The organism is Streptomyces lunalinharesii, from assembly GCF_039532155.1.
GTDB classification, from domain to species: Bacteria; Actinomycetota; Actinomycetes; order Streptomycetales; family Streptomycetaceae; genus Streptomyces; species Streptomyces lunalinharesii.
In genome coordinates, this window is sequence record NZ_BAAARK010000001.1 from 746,211 (window position 1) to 761,617 (window position 15,407).

The 15,407-nt window shown below is 74.1% G+C and carries 14 protein-coding genes; 9 read left to right on the forward strand and 5 right to left on the reverse strand.

The window, feature by feature from the left end; translation table 11 throughout:
• The first annotated feature begins 13 nt into the window (after positions 1-13).
• Together ABD385_RS03410 and ABD385_RS03415 are read left to right on the forward strand one after the other, a co-directional pair.
• Positions 14-955, forward strand: coding sequence for a quinone oxidoreductase family protein (locus ABD385_RS03410; RefSeq protein ID WP_344573354.1), 942 nt, complete (start codon positions 14-16; stop codon positions 953-955).
• Positions 956-1,191: 236 nt separating this feature from the next.
• On the forward strand, positions 1,192-3,123 hold the full coding sequence (locus ABD385_RS03415; RefSeq protein WP_344573355.1) for an exo-alpha-sialidase: 1,932 nt from the start codon (positions 1,192-1,194) through the stop codon (positions 3,121-3,123).
• Here ABD385_RS03415 and ABD385_RS03420 read toward each other — a convergent pair.
• Positions 3,009-4,151 carry a bile acid:sodium symporter family protein gene (locus ABD385_RS03420; RefSeq protein WP_344573356.1) on the reverse strand — a complete coding sequence of 381 codons (1,143 nt, stop codon included), beginning with the start codon at positions 4,149-4,151 and terminating at the stop codon, positions 3,009-3,011. The genes ABD385_RS03415 and ABD385_RS03420 overlap by 115 nt on opposite strands.
• A 191-nt stretch (positions 4,152-4,342) precedes the next feature.
• On the opposite strand from ABD385_RS03420, the gene ABD385_RS03425 reads away from it, so the two are divergent.
• The 4 genes from ABD385_RS03425 to ABD385_RS03440 all read left to right on the forward strand — a co-directional run bounded on the left by ABD385_RS03425 (position 4,343) and on the right by ABD385_RS03440 (position 9,381).
• Positions 4,343-5,206, forward strand: coding sequence for a LysR family transcriptional regulator (locus ABD385_RS03425; protein ID WP_344573357.1), 864 nt, complete (start codon positions 4,343-4,345; stop codon positions 5,204-5,206).
• A gap of 320 nt (positions 5,207-5,526) precedes the next feature.
• Positions 5,527-7,353, forward strand: a complete 1,827-nt coding sequence (locus ABD385_RS03430; RefSeq protein ID WP_344573358.1) for an AMP-dependent synthetase/ligase — start codon at positions 5,527-5,529, stop codon at positions 7,351-7,353.
• A gap of 146 nt (positions 7,354-7,499) precedes the next feature.
• A complete protein-coding gene (locus tag ABD385_RS03435; protein WP_344573359.1) occupies positions 7,500-8,333 on the forward strand; it encodes an aldo/keto reductase in 834 nt (277 codons plus the stop codon).
• A 262-nt stretch (positions 8,334-8,595) separates the two neighbouring features.
• Entirely contained in the window at positions 8,596-9,381 is a 786-nt protein-coding gene (locus tag ABD385_RS03440; protein WP_344573360.1) for a VOC family protein, read from the forward strand.
• Positions 9,382-9,504: 123 nt separating this feature from the next.
• Here ABD385_RS03440 and ABD385_RS03445 read toward each other — a convergent pair whose 3' ends face one another.
• On the reverse strand, positions 9,505-9,780 hold the full coding sequence (locus tag ABD385_RS03445) for a hypothetical protein (RefSeq protein ID WP_344573361.1): 276 nt from the start codon (positions 9,778-9,780) through the stop codon (positions 9,505-9,507).
• Between the two features lie 472 nt (positions 9,781-10,252).
• Positions 10,253-11,233 carry a methyltransferase domain-containing protein gene (locus ABD385_RS03450; protein WP_344573362.1) on the reverse strand — a complete coding sequence of 327 codons (981 nt, stop codon included), beginning with the start codon at positions 11,231-11,233 and terminating at the stop codon, positions 10,253-10,255.
• A 131-nt stretch (positions 11,234-11,364) separates the two neighbouring features.
• Here ABD385_RS03450 and ABD385_RS03455 point away from each other — a divergent pair, with 131 nt between their 5' ends.
• On the forward strand, positions 11,365-12,426 hold the full coding sequence (locus ABD385_RS03455) for a DUF1266 domain-containing protein (RefSeq protein ID WP_344573363.1): 1,062 nt from the start codon (positions 11,365-11,367) through the stop codon (positions 12,424-12,426).
• A 192-nt stretch (positions 12,427-12,618) separates the two neighbouring features.
• Positions 12,619-13,539, forward strand: a complete 921-nt coding sequence (locus tag ABD385_RS03460; protein ID WP_344573364.1) for a YihY/virulence factor BrkB family protein — start codon at positions 12,619-12,621, stop codon at positions 13,537-13,539.
• An 11-nt stretch (positions 13,540-13,550) separates the two neighbouring features.
• Here ABD385_RS03460 and ABD385_RS03465 read toward each other — a convergent pair whose 3' ends face one another.
• On the reverse strand, positions 13,551-13,862 hold the full coding sequence (locus ABD385_RS03465) for a 4a-hydroxytetrahydrobiopterin dehydratase (protein WP_344573365.1): 312 nt from the start codon (positions 13,860-13,862) through the stop codon (positions 13,551-13,553).
• Between the two features lie 179 nt (positions 13,863-14,041).
• Here ABD385_RS03465 and ABD385_RS03470 point away from each other — a divergent pair, with 179 nt between their 5' ends.
• The gene (locus ABD385_RS03470; protein ID WP_344573366.1) at positions 14,042-14,854 is read left to right on the forward strand and encodes a helix-turn-helix transcriptional regulator; all 813 of its coding nucleotides are present in this window, start codon (positions 14,042-14,044) and stop codon (positions 14,852-14,854) included.
• A 7-nt stretch (positions 14,855-14,861) separates the two neighbouring features.
• Here ABD385_RS03470 and ABD385_RS03475 read toward each other — a convergent pair whose 3' ends face one another.
• Entirely contained in the window at positions 14,862-15,263 is a 402-nt protein-coding gene (locus ABD385_RS03475; protein WP_344573367.1) for a nuclear transport factor 2 family protein, read from the reverse strand.
• Between the last annotated feature and the right edge of the window lie 144 nt (positions 15,264-15,407).

A 15,407-nucleotide genomic window follows, 5' to 3' on the forward strand; every position in this document is an offset into this window, starting at 1 on the left:
GAGGTGACGGCCCGTGCGCCGTGTCCGCTACCACGCCTACGGCGGCCCCGAGGTCCTGCGCCTGGAGGAGGCCGCGGACCCGACGCCCGGCCCCGGCGAACTCCTCGTCCGCACCGAGGCGATCGGCGTCACCCTGCCCGCGGTGCGCCGGGTGCGCGGCGACGGCAAGGGGGGCGGCGACCCCCTGCCCGGCGTGATCGGCGGCGAGATCGCGGGCGAGGTGATCGCCCTGGGCCCGGACGTCACCGACGCCGCGGTCGGCGACCGGATCACCTCGATCACCCTCACCGGTTCCTACGGCGACCTGGCCCTCGCCCCGGCCGCCCTGGCCAGCCGCGTCCCCGACGGCGCGAGCGCGGTGCAGGCGGTGGCGTTGGTGCGCGGCGGGCACGTGGCGCTGGCCGCGCTCAGCACCGCCGCACCGTCCCGCGCCGAGTCCGTACTGATCACCGGGGCGGCCAGCGGCACCGGCCACCTCGCCGTCCAACTGGCCAAGCTCCAGGGCGTTCCCCGGGTGGTGGCCGCGGTCGGCTCGGCGGCCAAGGCGGAGTTCCTGTACGGACTGGGCGCCGACGAGGTGGTGACCTACGACCGGGAGTCCTGGGGCGAGCCGGTCGACGTCGTGCTGGACGGGGTGGGCGGGGAGCTGCTGCCGCGGGCGCTGGCCGCGCTGGCGCCGGGCGGACGACTGGTGTTCTTCAGCTCCGGCGGCGGCACGGTGCCGGCGTACGAGCTGCTGGCCGGCGCCAAGACCATCACCGGGCTGACCATGCGGCGCTTCGCCACCGTCCACCGCGCGCGGTACGCGCGGCACCGGGCGCAGCTGTGGGAGCTGGCCGGGGCCGGCCGGCTGCGTGCCGCGGTCCACGCCGAACTGCCGTTGGCCGATGCCGCGCAGGCCCACGCGATCATCGAGGCGCGGGCCAACCTCGGGAAGGTGGTGCTCCGCCCGTGACCGGCCGGGCCGCGCCCCCGACCGAAGCGGGCGCGCCCATTCCGCCCCACCGGTCCCGCATGGCGCACACGGCGCAGCGCTCCCGGCCCGGGAGGGTGAATTCCGGGCCGGGCGCGCAGAACCGACGCAGGCTCCTTGTCGCGCTCCCCGCACGGCAGTAGCTTCCGTCGCATCTGCACATAGGACGTTGGATGTCCTGATGACCCGACCCGATGCCTCGAAGGGCAGGCCGGACCATGACGTCAGATCTCCGCGCGCACCCCCTCCCCCGCCGTAGACCCCGGCGCCGCCGCGCCCCGTCCGCCGTCGCCGCGCTCACCGCCACCGCGCTCGGCGCCCTGGCGACCGCGCCCGCCCGGGCCGCCACCGACGCCCCGCCCGGCGGCTTCGCGCAGCAGGTGCTCTTCACGGCGGCCCACGAGAAGGGCTACGCGTGCTTCCGTATACCCGCCATCGTGCGGACCGTCCGCGGCACCCTGCTCGCCTTCGCCGAGGGCCGGGTGCACGACTGCGGGGACGCCGGCGACATCGACCTCGTCCTCAAGCGCTCCGGCGACGGCGGCCGGAGCTGGGGCCCGCTCCAGGTCGTCAACCACGGTGCCGGCGACACCCACGGCAACCCGGCACCGGTGGTGGACCGCCGCACCGGTCGGATCGTCCTCGCCGAGACCTACAACAAGGGCCGCACGGACGGCCTCAGTTGCGACGTCCCCTGCGACCGCACCCCGCACCTCCAGTACAGCGACGACGACGGGGCCACCTGGTCCGCCCCCCGCGACCTGACCCGCACCATCCGTCCGCGGCAGTGGAACTCCTGGTACGCCACCGGGCCGGTGCACGGCGTCCAGCTCGCCCACGGACGACACGCGGGACGGCTGGTCTTCGGCGTCAACGCCGAGAGCTTCGCGGGGGGCCGGATCACCGCCAACCACGCCGCCCTCGTCCACAGCGACGACGGGGGCGCCACCTGGAAGGTCGGCGCACAGGACAGCTGGCCAATCGCCCGGGACGGCACCTTCCGGCAGAAGCCCTCGGAGATGACCCTCCTGGAGCGCTCCGACGGCTCGCTCTACGTCAACGGCCGGGAGCAGGACGGCACCGACCTCGGCAACCGCACCGCCGCGGTCAGCCGGGACGGCGGCGACACCTTCACCGCCCCCTTCCGCGCCGTCCCCGACCTCTACGCCCCGATGGTGCAGGCGTCGGCGCTGCGCCTGCCCGGCTCGCGAGGCGGGCCCGGCCGCACCCTGCTCGCCGCCCCCGCCGACCCCGACCGCCGCCGGGTGATGACCATCCGGTCCTCCTACGACGAGGGCCGCACCTGGGAGGGCGTGGACCGGGGCGCCCGGGTCACCACCGACTGGTCCGGGTACTCCGACCTGGTCGCGGTCTCCCCCACCGTCACCGGCCTGCTCTACGAGGGCGGCGCCGCCGACGCCCGGGACGAGATCCGCTTCGCCCGCTTCACCGAGCAGTGGCTCGGACCGCGCCGCGGCCAGGACCCGACCACCCCCGACCGGGCCCGCGGCGCCCGGCCGGCGCTGGTGCTCGGCGGCGCCCGGCTCACCGACGGCCCGTTCGGCCGCGCCCTGTCCTTCGACGGCACCGACGACGCGGTGCGCCTGCCGTACCGCGAGGCGCTCCCGCTGGGCCGCGCGGACTTCACCTGCACCCTGTGGCTGCGCTACCGCGCCACCAGCGGCGAACAGCCGCTGCTGTGGATGGGCGGCGTGGGCAGCCGGGCCCCGCAGGTCGCCATCGAGGGCGATCCGGCGCACGGCCGGATCACCGCGCGCCTGACGGCGGTCGACGGCGCCCGACCGCCGGCCACCGCCCAGGTCACCGGCGCCGTGGCCGCCGGCGACGGGAAGTGGCACCACGTCGCGTTGCGCCGGGTGGGCGGCCGGCTGCTGCTGACCGTGGACGGCGCCGCGACCACCAGCACCGCCGACGTCCCCGGATCGGTCAGCCGGACCACGACGTTCGGCGTGCACCTGGGCCAGCGGCCGGACGGCCGGGCCCAGTTCACCGGCGCGCTGGCCGAGGTCCGGGTCTACCGCCGGGCCCTGACCGACGCCGAGCTCTCCCGGGTGCGCGTCGACGACGCGTCGGTGGCCGGCCCGTTGGTGCTCGGGCTGCCGCTGGACCGGGTGGCGGGCGGCCGCTGAGCGGACCGGTCGGGCCCGGCCCCGCCGGACCCGACCACCGGCCGCCCGTCGGCGTCCACCTGGGCCGCGTACCGCTTGGCGAGCACCGCACACACCATCAGTTGCATCTGGTGGAACAGCATCAACGGCAGCACCGCCAGCCCCGCCTGAGCGCCGAAGAGGACGCTGGCCATCGGGAGCCCGGCGGCCAGGCTCTTCTTGGAGCCGGCGAAGGTGATCGCGATCCGGTCGGCCCGCGAGAAGCCCAGCTTCCGCGAGCCGTACGAGGTGAGCGTCAGCATGACCGCCAGCAGCACCGCCTCCACGCCCACCAGGCACAGCAGCCGCAGCGGGGAGACCTGGTGCCAGATGCCCTGCACCATGCCGGCGCTGAACGCGGCGTAGACGACCAGCAGGATCGAGCCGCGGTCGACGTAGCCGAGGACCTTCTTGTGCCGGGTGAGGAAGCCGCTCACCCACCGCCGCAGGAGCTGTCCGGCGACGAACGGGAGCAGCAGTTGGCAGACGATCGACACCAGCGAGTGCACGGAGAAGCCACTGCCGTTGCCGTGCAGCACCAGCCCGGCCAGCAGCGGGGTGAGGACGATGCCCACGATGCTGGAGAACGAGCCGGCGCAGATCGCCGCCGCCACGTTGCCGCGCGCGATGGAGGTGAAGGCGATGGAGGACTGGACCGTCGACGGCACCAGGCACAGGAACAGCAGGCCGGTGTACAGCGCAGGCGGCAGCACCAGGGGGACCAGGCCGCGGGCGGCCAGGCCGAGCACCGGGAAGGCGACGAACGTGCAGGCCAGGGTGGTGAGGTGGAGGCGCCAGTGACGCAGGCCGTCCATCGCCTCCCGGGTGGAGAGCCGGGCCCCGTAGAGGAAGAACAGCAGGGCGACGGCCCCGGTGGAGGCACCGTCCGCGGCGGTGGCAGCGACGCCGCGGGCCGGCAGCAGGGCGGCCAGCCCGACGGTGCCGAGCAAGGCGAGGAGATAACCGTCCACGGGGAACCAGGAGGGCGGGCGGAACACAGGGCGGCGCATGGTCTCTCTTCGGGGTCGACGACTCACGGACGGTGGCATGGACGGTGCCCTCTCCAGACTGCCGGGGCGCGCGGCGATCGGGAACCCCTCTCACCATGGTGACTGTCATCATGAACTGCGATGATGGGGTGTCGCCACGACGGTCGCGCACGCCGGGACGGTGGGGACCCGTCGAGAGGGAGGCGTCGTCCGTGTACGAGCCCGCACAGCTGCGCACGTTCCTGGCCGTGGCGCAGACGCTGAGCTTCACCCAGGCCGCGCACCGGCTGGGGCTGCGCCAGTCCACGGTCAGCCAGCACGTGCGCAAGCTGGAGGACGCCGCCGGGCGGCGGCTGTTCGCGCGCGACACCCACGCCGTGGAGCTGACCGAGGACGGCGAGGCGATGCTGGGGTTCGCGCGCACCATCTTGGAGGCCAACGAACGGGCGGCGAGCTTCTTCGCCGGGACCCGGCTGCGCGGGCGGCTGCGCTTCGGCGCGTCCGAGGACTTCGTGCTGACCCGGATGCCGGAGGTGCTGGAGGGGTTCCGGCGCGACCACCCCGAGGTCGACCTGGAGCTGACCGTGGAACTGTCCGGCACCCTGCACGAGTGGCTGGCCGCCGGACGGCTCGATCTGGTCCTGGCGAAACGGCGGCCGGAGGACCGGCAGGGCCGGCTGGTGTGGCGGGACCGGCTGGTGTGGGTGGGCGGCGAGCGACTGCGCCTGGACCCCCAGCGACCGGTGCCCTTGGTCGTTTTCCCGCCACCTGCGGTGACCCGGGCGCGGGCCCTGGAGGCGCTGGAGGGCCAGGGCCGGCAATGGCGGATCGCCTGCACCAGCGGAAGCCTGAACGGGCTGATCGCGGCGACCCGGGCGGGGCTCGGCGTGATGGCCCACACGCTGGGGATGATCCCGCCGGGCCTGGTGCGGATACCGGCCCGCGCCGGGCTGCCGGAACTGGGCGAGGTGGACTTCGCGCTGTTGCACGCCCAGCGCGCGGGGGCGGCGCGCGGCCCGGCGGAGGCGCTGGCCGAGGCGATCCTGGCGGGCGGCGACCGGCTGCAGCTGCCGTAGCCGGGTCCCGGTGATTCCCGGGCGGCTTCCCGGGCTCTCCCGGGAACCTCCCGCGGATCGTCACAGCAGCTCGGAGCGGGTTTCCGAGCTGCTCTGACGTCGTGACAGATGCAGAGATTCGGTGCAGATCCGGTCCCGACCCAGTGTTCGTCCGGGCACGGATCGACCAGATAATGTCCAGGGTTACCCCAAGTAACCCGATTTCCCTGCCTGGCCGGTTCCGGCTACTCGGCCGGCACGGCGTGGTAGCGCACTCCCGCCCGCCGGCCCCGTGGGGTACGGTCGCGGCCTTGTGAGGAGCACCACGAGGAGCTGGGCAATTGCGCGAGTTCACCGTCCCCCCTTTGGCGACCGCGCCCCGGGTCGGCGGGCTGGCCGACTCGGTGTACGACAACGCGGAATCCGACGCCGGACGGACCGCGCTGGCACGTAAGGACGCCGCGGGGCAGTGGCAGAACGTCACCGCCGCACAGTTCCGCGACGAGGTCATCGCGCTCGCCAAGGGCCTGCTCGCCGAGGGCGTGCGGTTCGGCGACCGGGTCGGCATCATGTCCCGCACCCGCTACGAGTGGACCCTCTTCGACTACGCCCTGTGGTCGATCGGCGCCCAGTCCGTCCCGCTCTACCCCACGTCGTCGGCGGAGCAGGTCTTCTGGATGCTGCACAACGCCGAGGTGTCGGCCTGCCTGGTGGAGCACGAGGACCACGCGATGACCATCGGCTCGGTCATCGGCAGACTCCCCCAGCTGCGGAAACTGTGGCAGTTGGACGCCGACCCGGTGGCCGAGCTGACGGCGGCCGGCGCGCACATCGACGACGAGGTGGTGCACCGGCACCGGATGGCGGTCACCCCGGAGGCCGTCGCGACGATCATCTACACCTCGGGCACCACCGGCCGCCCCAAGGGCTGCGTGATCACCCACGCCAACTTCATGGCCGAGGCCGACAACATCGTGCTGCGGTACGACAAGGTCTTCCGTTCCAAGCCCGGCGACGAGGCGGCGACCCTGCTGTTCCTGCCGCTGGCGCACGTCTTCGGCCGGATGGTGCAGGTCGCGGCGGTCCGCGGCCGGGTCAAGCTGGGGCACCAGCCGGAGCTGGCGGCCCGGGCGCTCCTGCCCGACCTCCAGTCCTTCCGCCCCACCTTCATCCTCGCGGTGCCGTACATCTTCGAGAAGGTGTTCGCCGCGGCCCGGCGGCGCGCGGAGACCGACGGCAAGGTCGGCCCGTTCGACAAGGCGGTCGAGGTCGCGGTCCGCTACGCGGAGGCGCTGGAGCACAAGGCGTTCGGCACCGCCTCCGGCCCCGGCGCCGCCCTGCGGATGCAGCACCAGCTCTTCGACAAGCTGGTGTACAGCAAGGTCCGCGACGCGATGGGCGGGCGGGTGCGGCACGCGATGTCCGGCGGCTCGGCCATGGAACGCCGGCTCGGCCTGTTCTTCGCCGGCGCCGGCGTCCGGATCTTCGAGGGCTACGGCCTGACCGAGAGCACCGCGGCGGCCGCCGCGAACCCGCCGGAGCGGACCCGGTTCGGCACCGTCGGCACGCCGATCCCCGGCACCACCGTCCACCTCGCCGAAGACGGTGAGATCTGGCTCTACGGGGGCCAGGTCTTCCAGGGCTACCACAACGACGCCAAGGCCACCGACGCGGTGCTGCACGACGGTTGGTTCGCCACCGGGGACCTCGGCGCGGTGGACGAGGACGGCTACCTGACGATCACCGGCCGGAAGAAGGAGATCCTGGTCACCTCGGGCGGCAAGTCGGTCTCGCCGGTGCCGCTGGAGGAGCGGGTGCGGGCGCACCCGCTGGTCGCCCAGTGCATCGTCGTCGGCAACGACCGGCCGTTCGTCGCGGCGCTGGTCACCCTGGACCCGGAGGCGGTCGCCCACTGGCTGACGATGCGCGGCAAGCCGGAGATGCCGGCGCGCGACCTGGTGCGCGACCCCGACCTGGAGACCGAGGTCCGGCGCGCCGTGGTCGCCGCCAACACCCTGGTCTCCCAGGCCGAGTCGATCCGCACGTTCCGGATACTGGCCCATCAGTTCACCGAGGAGCACGGGCTGCTCACACCCTCGCTCAAGCTCAAGCGCAAGGCCATCGAGACGGCGTACGCGGCGGAGGTGGAGGCGCTGTACCGGGGGTGAGGCGGGGCGGGCCGGCCGGCGGGCGAACGGCCCCGGGCCGGCGGGCGGACCCGCGGGCGAATCCTTCCCCGCGGACGGGAATGTCCGAGGACGGATGATCGTTGTCAGCACAGAACACGAAAGCCGACGTAAGGATCGAATCCCCCGTGAGCACGGTTCCGTCCATCACGCTCAACAACGACGTCACGATGCCCCAGCTCGGTTTCGGTGTCTGGCAGATCCCCGACGACGAGGCGTTCGCCGCCGTCGGCCACGCCCTGGAGGCCGGGTACCGCAGCATCGACACCGCGGCGATCTACGGGAACGAAGAGGGCACCGGCAAAGCGCTGGGCGCCTCCGGCATCGCGCGCGAGGAACTCTTCGTCACCACCAAGCTGTGGAACTCCGAGCAGGGCTACGACGCCACCCTCCGCGCGTTCGACGCCTCGCTCGCCAAGCTCGGGCTGGAGTACGTCGACCTGTACCTCATCCACTGGCCGCTGCCCTCCCGCGACACGTACGTCGACACGTACAAGGCGTTCGAGAAGATCTACGCCGACGGCCGCGCGAAGGCCATCGGGGTGTCGAACTTCCTCCCCGCGCACCTGGAGCGGCTGCTCGGCGAGACCTCCGTCGTCCCGGCGGTCAACCAGATCGAACTCCACCCGCAGCTCCAGCAGGGCGAGTCCCGCGCCGTCCACGCCCGGCACGGCATCGCGACCGAAGCGTGGTCGCCGCTGGGCCAGGGCCGGGGCCTCCTGGAGGACGCGACGATCGTCAAGATCGCCGAGAAGCACGGCAGGACTCCGGCCCAGGTGGTCCTGCGCTGGCACCTCCAGCTGGGCAACGTGGTGATCCCCAAGTCCGCCACCCCGTCGCGGATCCGGGAGAACTTCGACGTCTTCGGCTTCGCGCTGGACGACGCCGACCTGTCGGCCCTGGCCGGCCTGGACTCCGGCAACCGCCTCGGCCCCGACCCGGCCGCGTTCGACGTGGTCTAAAACGCCCCGGCCCCGGGCGCGAGACCCGCACTGCGGTGCGCAGCGGCGCCGTCCGTCCCGTCCGGGGCGGGCGGCGCCGCCGCACGTCCGCGGTCCCGGAGCGCGCTGGTCGGCGGGGCGAACCGCCGGCGTGAGCTGCCCGGACGCCGCCCGAGTGGCGCGGGCCGCGGGTGGCGGCAAATGTGGAGAGGGGGCGGCCGCGGCACGACCGGCCGCCGGGGGCTGCCGCTGGGCAGCTGACACCCGCTCCGAGGAGGCACCGATGCCCGACGTCACCACTCCCTACACACCCGGGACACCCTGCTGGATCGACCTGGCGGCCCCCGACCAGAAGGCCGCCATCGACTTCTACTCCGAGCTCCTCGGCTGGCGCGGCGAGGTCGGCCCTCCGGAGACCGGCGGCTACGCGGTCTGCCATCTGAACGGCAAGCCGGTGGCCGGCATCATGGCCGCGGTCGCGATGGGCGACCAGCCCGCCCCGCCGACCGTCTGGACCACCTATCTCGCCAGCGCCGACGCGGAGGCCAGCCAACGGTCGGTGGAGTCCGCCGGCGGCACCGTGCTGATGCCGGCCATGGACGTGATGTCGTTGGGCCGGATGTTCATCGCGGCCGACCCCACCGGAGCGGTCTTCGGCGTCTGGCAGGCGGTCGACTTCCCCGGAGCCGGTGTCGTCAACGAGGCCGGCGCGCTGATCTGGAACGAACTCAACACCTCCGACCGGTCCGCCGCCTCCGCCTTCTACCGGGCGGCCTTCGGCATCGAGTCCGCCACGTTGGAGGGCATGGAGCACTATTACGCGCTCCAGGTGGACGGCGGCGCCGTGGGCGGCATGCAGCCGATGCCGGAACACCTGCCGGCCGACACGCCCTCGCACTGGCTGACGTACTTCGCGGTGGCGGACCCGGACGCGGCGGTCGCCAAGGTCACCGCGGCCGGCGGCAACGCGATCGTGGAGCCGTTCGACATGATCGCCGGCCGGATGGCCGTGCTCACCGACCCGCAGGGCGCGGTCTTCGCGCTGATCCGCCCGAAGCCGATGGAGTGAGCGGCAGCGGGTGGCCCCGCCGCCGCCGGCGAACTGCCGGTGGGGGCGGGGCCACCCGCTGCCGTCGCGACGCCCCGGCCCCCGCGCGAGACGGGAGCCGGGACGAGAACGGCGGCGCGAACCTCACACGCCGCCGACGCCGACCCCTTCGTTGCCGTTGGAGCCGACGCCGCCGACCCCGACGGTGCCCCGGGCGCCGACGCCGCCGACGCCGACGCCGCGGTCAGGGCTGCCGACGCCGCCGACCCCGACGCCTCCGCCGCCGCCGTCGCCGGCATGCGCGGGCTGGGTGACGGCCGCGGGGGCCTGGGGCTGGGCGGGCGCGGCACCGGCTATGCCGGTGCTCAGGAATGCGGTGACGGCGGTGGCGGCCAGCACCGTGGCAATCGAGCGGAACATGATCAAACCCTTTCGCTGCCCCCCTCGTGTCCCGCCCATCCTCATCGCGGTCGGGGCGTTCTGCCGGTCGGTGCGGGCCATCGCAGTGACGTGGCCCGGTGGCGGTTGCCGTCCGAAGGCCCTCCGCACCGCCCTGCGCGGGAGGGGCCCGGGGCCGTTCGCGGCCCCGCGAACGGCCCCGGTCACGCGGATTCGACGCGTGCCTGGACGCCGTCGAGGACCCTGGTCCTCACCAGTGACCCGCTGTCCTACGACACCATGAAGACCGTCGTGCTCCGCTCGCTGTGGTTCTCGCCCCTGCACACCCTGCGCGGCCTGCGGAGATACCGGCGCCAGCCACTTCGCCGGCTTCCGGCACCCGGACCAGTTCCTCGACCTGCTGCTCACCACGGTCCGCCCGGCGATCACCGCTCCGCCACCGGCGGCCTGACGTCCGCACGGCGCCAGTGGCGGAGCCCGGCCCACCCCGGGGCTACGGCTCCAGGGCGCGGGCGGTGTGGACGGTCTGCGCCGAGAGCAGGAAGGCGTCCGGGCGGCGGGTGATCCCGGCGGGGTCGTGGGGGTCGGTGAGCCGGGTGAGGGTGGAGACGTCCTCGGGGTCCAGTTGGTCGCCGTACTCCTCGGTGGCGCGGCCGAGGTTGGCCTGGATGTAGTGGCGGGCGTCGTCGGCGAGCGGTGCCGGCAGGTCCAGCAGGAAGCTGCGGGTGCACGGCGTGCGCAGACCGGCGTTGGCGAGGAAGGCGGGCCAGTCCTCCAGGGCGTCGGTGGCGTCGGGCAGGGCGGCCCGCATGTCGGCGAACCAGTCCTCGGCCGCGGCGTCCAGGCGGGCCTGGAGCCCCGGGCGGCCGATGCCGATGTCGCGCGGCAGGAAGCGCGGCGCGAGGCCGCCCTCGCAGACCGCGAGCAGTCCGCCGGGCCGCAGGTGGCCGGCGAGGGCGGCCACCGCACCGCGCTGGTCGCCGACGTGGTGCAGCGCCTTGCTGGACCAGATCAGGTCGGCGCCGCCGAGCGGATCGAGGCCGTGCGGGACCTCGGCGCAGTGGGTGTGGATCCGGTCCGCCAGCCCGAGCCGCTCGGCGCGGGCGCGGGCCCGGTCCAGCAGGGCCTCGGTGGCGTCCACCGCGCACACCTCGGCGTCCGGGAAGGCCCGAGCCAACAGGCAACTGACCACGCCCGGGCCGCTGCCGACGTCCAGGATGCGGCGGACGGGCACCGGCCCGCCGTCGGAGCCGTCGGGGGCGTCGGGACCCAGCAGTTGGCGGAGCCAGGCGGCGGCCTGCTCGTAGAGCGGGGTCTGGATCTCGGCGCCCCGTTCGAGGTGCGGGCCGAGCACCTCCCAGTCGATGGCAGCGCCGTCCTGGCCGGCGTGGGAGGGGTGGTGGTGGCCCGGGCCACGAGGGCGCGGCGGGTTCGGGGGAAGGTGCCCGGGCACGGGGTGGTCGTGACTGCTCATGGCAACGAGCCTCCGGTACGGGGTGGGTGCCGGCAAACGGCCGGGCCGGGCCGGCGGCCCGGCCGCCGCCCCTGGTTCCGGCCGGGGACGGGATCACCGTAGGGTCTTGGCCTGTGGGTACTCCGGGATGGATGCCGCCGACGGAGACCGAGCGGCGGCTGTATGAGGCGACGGCACGTGGGGACGGGGACGGACAGGTCGCGGCGATCGCCGGTGAGGATCTGTACCTGGCGGTGCCGCAACAGGGTCAGGAACCGCTGCCCGTCTACGACGATCCGGTGGCGGGCGGTAAGTGCATTCCCGTGCTGACGCGCGGCATGCTGCCGGCCTGGGAGCCACAGCGACTTTTCGACCGGGTCACGGTCGAGGAACTGGCCCAGGACTGGCCCCACGACAAGTGGCGACTGGCGGTCAACCCGGGCACCCCGTACGCCGCGTACCTGTTCGCGACGCCGGCCCACCGCACCGGCTGGTTGCGGATGCGGGCGCAGGTCGGGGCGCGACCGGGCGGGCTCCTGGTGACCCTCCCCCATGGCCTGCACGGCATGGGAGGTGCCCCCATCGGGGGACCGCTGCACGGCCCGGTGGCGCAGGGGCTGGCCTGCGGGGCGCCGCTCGCCGTGCACCACAGCGTGCCCTGGAACGAGTTGGGGACGGCGTTCCTGGACTACTCGACGGACGCCGAGACGCTGCGCGCCCAGTGGTCGGTGGGCGACCCGGTGAGCTGGCAACAGCGCTTCGACCAGCTGCTCGGCGGGCAGTTCGTGCCGGCGGAGACCGAGGCGGCGCTGCGCGACCGGTCGCGTGCGGCCGACGGCGGCGTGGCGCCCGCGGTCCCGGAGCTGGTGGGCCGCTACGAGGAGCGGTTCCGGGCGGACGGGCTGCTGCCGGCCAACGGTCGGGTGGTGTCGGTGGTCGCGCTGGACCTGGCGCACGCCGTGGGCCTGGTCCGCTGGAGCCTGGGCGCGCGGCTGTGCGCACCGCCGCAGGCCGAGCAGGCGGCGGCGCGGGTGGCGGCGCGGGCCGCGGAGGTCTACGGCTCGTGGGAGGAGTTCGCCGCGGGCTACGCGCTCGGCCGGGCGCTGGCGTTCGACAACGGCTGGTTCGGGCCGGCGTACGGCGAGGCGGTGCACCTGCACCGGGTGTTGACGCAGGATCCGGCGTCCCCGTGGCGGGCGCTGCCGTTCCCCTGACGGTGCCGGGGTCACACCCGCGGGTGGGGCGTCGGTCGGCGGCTCGCCGGCGGGCGACGTACCGGGGCATGATGCAGGACCGGGACCGGACGATGCCGGACCGGTACGGCACACAGGACGGATGCGCGATGGACGGGAGCGGTATGGGGGGCGTCGCAGGGCGGCGGGCGGCCGGCGCGACGGAGGTCCGGCATGGGAGCTGAGACCGCACCGTCCACGGCCCCGGTGCGGACCGGAGCGCAGCGCCCGGCCCGCCGGCCGCGCTGGAGGCGCTACCGCACGGCGCTGCGCCGGACGCCGCTGTCCGTCTGGCACGACGACGTGACGGACTACGCGGCGAGCCTGACGTACTACTCGGTGCTGGCGCTGCTGCCGTCGGCGATCCTCACCGTCTCGCTGATCGGGTTGGCCGACCCGGCCGGCACCGAGCAGTTGATCAACCGGCTCAGCTCGATCGCGCCGGCCGAGTCGGGGGCGACCGTCCGGCACGCGCTGGTGGTGATGGCGCACCAGCGCACCGCGGCCTGGGTGGTGGTGGGCGGTGCGACGGTCAGTGCGCTGTGGTCGTCGTGCAGCTATCTGGCGGTGTTCCGGCGGGCCCTGCACGCCATGCACCGCACGAAGGACGACCGGCCGCCGTGGCGGAAGGCGCCGCGGATCATCGTCACCGCGCTGTTGTTGATGGCGCTGCTGATCTGCAGTGCGGTGGCGCTGCTGGTGAGCGGGCCGGTGGCGACGGCGTTGGGGCGCGCGCTGGGGTTCGGCGAGGCGGGCGAGACGTTGTGGAACGTGCTCCAGTGGCCGCTGTTGCTGGTGCTGGCGACGGTACTGGCGATGGTGCTGTTCCGGTCCGGGCCACCGCATTCCCGCGGGGTGCGACGGGCCGGTCCTGGCGGGGTGCTGGCGGTGCTGCTGTGGCTGGTGTCGTCGGCGGGTTTCGCGTTGTACGCGTCGTACGTCGGCACGTTCAACCGGCTGTACGGGTCGCTGGCGGGGCCGGTGGTGTTCCTGATCTGGCTGTGGTTCTCGAACCTGTCGCTGCTGTCGGGCGCGCAGTTCAACGTGGAGCTGGCGCGGGCCGGGCGGGTGATCGGGCCGCGCCGCCCGAGCTGACGCCCGAGCGCTCAGAGCCCGCCGTGTCCGGCGGCGATCTCCTCGATGCGGCGGGCCAGGCCGAAGTCGAGGTGGGTGATCCGGCCGCCGGCGCTGTGGGTGTTGACCGCGACGGTGAGCTGGTTGTACCCCAGGGTCAGCTCGGCGTGGTGGCCCAACTCCTCCTGGATCTGCGCGATGTGGAGGACCATCGCGGCGGCCTGGAAGTGGCGGTCGAAGCGGTAGCTGCGGTTCAGCCGGTCCTCGTCGACCGTCCAGCCGGGCAGGTCGAGGATGCGGTCCTCGATCTCCGCGTCGTCGAGTGGTACCACCTGCGCGCCCATGTCGCCTCCCGCCGTGTGCCGGTCACCGCCGCTGGGGTGCGGCAGTTACAGCCTGGCACGGCGGGGGCGGTTCCGCGTCCGGCAACGGGGGCGCCCCCGCGGTCCGCCGCGCGTCGCGGCCACCCCGACCTCCCGAGTTACCGCAGGTAACGCCTGGCAGGTCGGCTACCGTCGGCGCCATGACCACTGCCACGGCGTCCGCGTCGGAAACCACGGGTGTGGGCTCCCTGTTGCGCGAGTGGCGCGACCGGCGCCGGATCAGCCAGTTGGAACTGGCACTGCGCGCCGACTCCTCCGCCCGCCACATCAGCTTCATCGAGACCGGCCGCGCCCGTCCGAGCCAGGAGATGGTGCTGCGCCTGGCCGAACACCTCGACGTGCCCGTCCGCGAGCGCAACGCCCTGCTGCTCTCGGCCGGTTACGCCCCCGCCTTCCCGGAGACCCCGTTGGACGCCCCGTCGATGTCCGCCCTCCGGGCCGGCATGGACCGCCTGCTGGCCGGCTACGAGCCGTATCCCGCGCTGGTGGTCGACGGGACGTACCAGGTCCAGGCGGCCAACCGGGGCATCGGCGTGCTGCTGGAAGGCGTCGATCCGGAGCTGCTCCGCCCGCCGATGAACGCCATGCGGATCACCCTCCACCCGCGCGGCATGGCGCCCCGCATCCGCAACCTCCCACAGTGGCGGGAGCACCTCTTCGACCAACTGGACCGGCAGTTGGCGCTCCTGCGCTCGGCACCGCTGCGCGCGCTCCACGACGAGCTGCGCTCCTATCCGATGCCGGACGGCGAACACCGGGCCGCGGCCGCCGGCGAGCACCCGCCGTTCGCCCTGCCGCTGGTGATCGAGCACCGCGGTGCGGTGCTGTCCTTCCTCTCGACCCTCACCACCTTCAACACGCCGATGGACGTGACCGTTTCGGAGCTGGCGCTGGAGGCGTTCCTGCCCGCCGACCCCGAAACAGCCGCGCACCTGCGCGACGTCGCCGGGTGAGGGCGGCTCAGGCCGCCGGGACGCGGTCCAGGAAGCCGAGCACCGACACGATCCGGCCGTCCGCGGCGAGCCGCACCACGTCGAAGCCGGCGACCGGCGCCGACCCGTCCGGCGCGACCAGCTCCCACCCGAACCGGGCGATGTCGTGGTGGCCGTCCACCGCGCCGAGCGGGCGGAACACGAAGCCCGGGAACTGCTGGTGCGCCCCGGCGATCAGCGCCGTGAGGCCGTCGTGCCCGGCGACGTCGGCCAGCGGGTCGGTGTAGGTGGCCTGCGCGGTGAAGGCCGCCGCCACGGCCCGGGCGAGCGCCCCTTCCTCGGTGGCGTTCCAGGCCGCGAGGTAACGCTCGGCGGCGGCCGCGTGGTCGAGGGCCGGTACGGGGGCGGCCTGCTGCACGTTCTGCGACATCACGAACTCCTGGTGGTAGGCGGCGGAGGCGTCCGGTACGGATCCGGTGCGCGCCCGACGCGCGATCCGGAACGCATCCGGCGGACGGTGACTGACGGAGTGTCAGCGCCGATCCACGGGCCGGAGTGCGCCGGCCCGTGAACC

Excerpts from the sequence above, each read along its gene's own strand:
- ABD385_RS03415 (WP_344573355.1), top strand. The coding sequence starts at position 1,192 with ATGACGTCAGATCTCCGCGCGCACCCCCTCCCCCGCCGTAGACCCCGG.
- ABD385_RS03420 (WP_344573356.1), bottom strand. The coding sequence starts at position 4,151 with ATGCGCCGCCCTGTGTTCCGCCCGCCCTCCTGGTTCCCCGTGGACGGT.
- ABD385_RS03440 (WP_344573360.1), top strand. The coding sequence starts at position 8,596 with ATGCCCGACGTCACCACTCCCTACACACCCGGGACACCCTGCTGGATC.
- ABD385_RS03445 (WP_344573361.1), bottom strand. The coding sequence starts at position 9,780 with ATGTTCCGCTCGATTGCCACGGTGCTGGCCGCCACCGCCGTCACCGCA.
- ABD385_RS03450 (WP_344573362.1), bottom strand. The coding sequence starts at position 11,233 with ATGAGCAGTCACGACCACCCCGTGCCCGGGCACCTTCCCCCGAACCCG.
- ABD385_RS03455 (WP_344573363.1), top strand. The coding sequence starts at position 11,365 with ATGCCGCCGACGGAGACCGAGCGGCGGCTGTATGAGGCGACGGCACGT.
- ABD385_RS03460 (WP_344573364.1), top strand. The coding sequence starts at position 12,619 with ATGGGAGCTGAGACCGCACCGTCCACGGCCCCGGTGCGGACCGGAGCG.
- ABD385_RS03465 (WP_344573365.1), bottom strand. The coding sequence starts at position 13,862 with ATGGGCGCGCAGGTGGTACCACTCGACGACGCGGAGATCGAGGACCGC.
- ABD385_RS03470 (WP_344573366.1), top strand. The coding sequence starts at position 14,042 with ATGACCACTGCCACGGCGTCCGCGTCGGAAACCACGGGTGTGGGCTCC.
- ABD385_RS03475 (WP_344573367.1), bottom strand. The coding sequence starts at position 15,263 with ATGTCGCAGAACGTGCAGCAGGCCGCCCCCGTACCGGCCCTCGACCAC.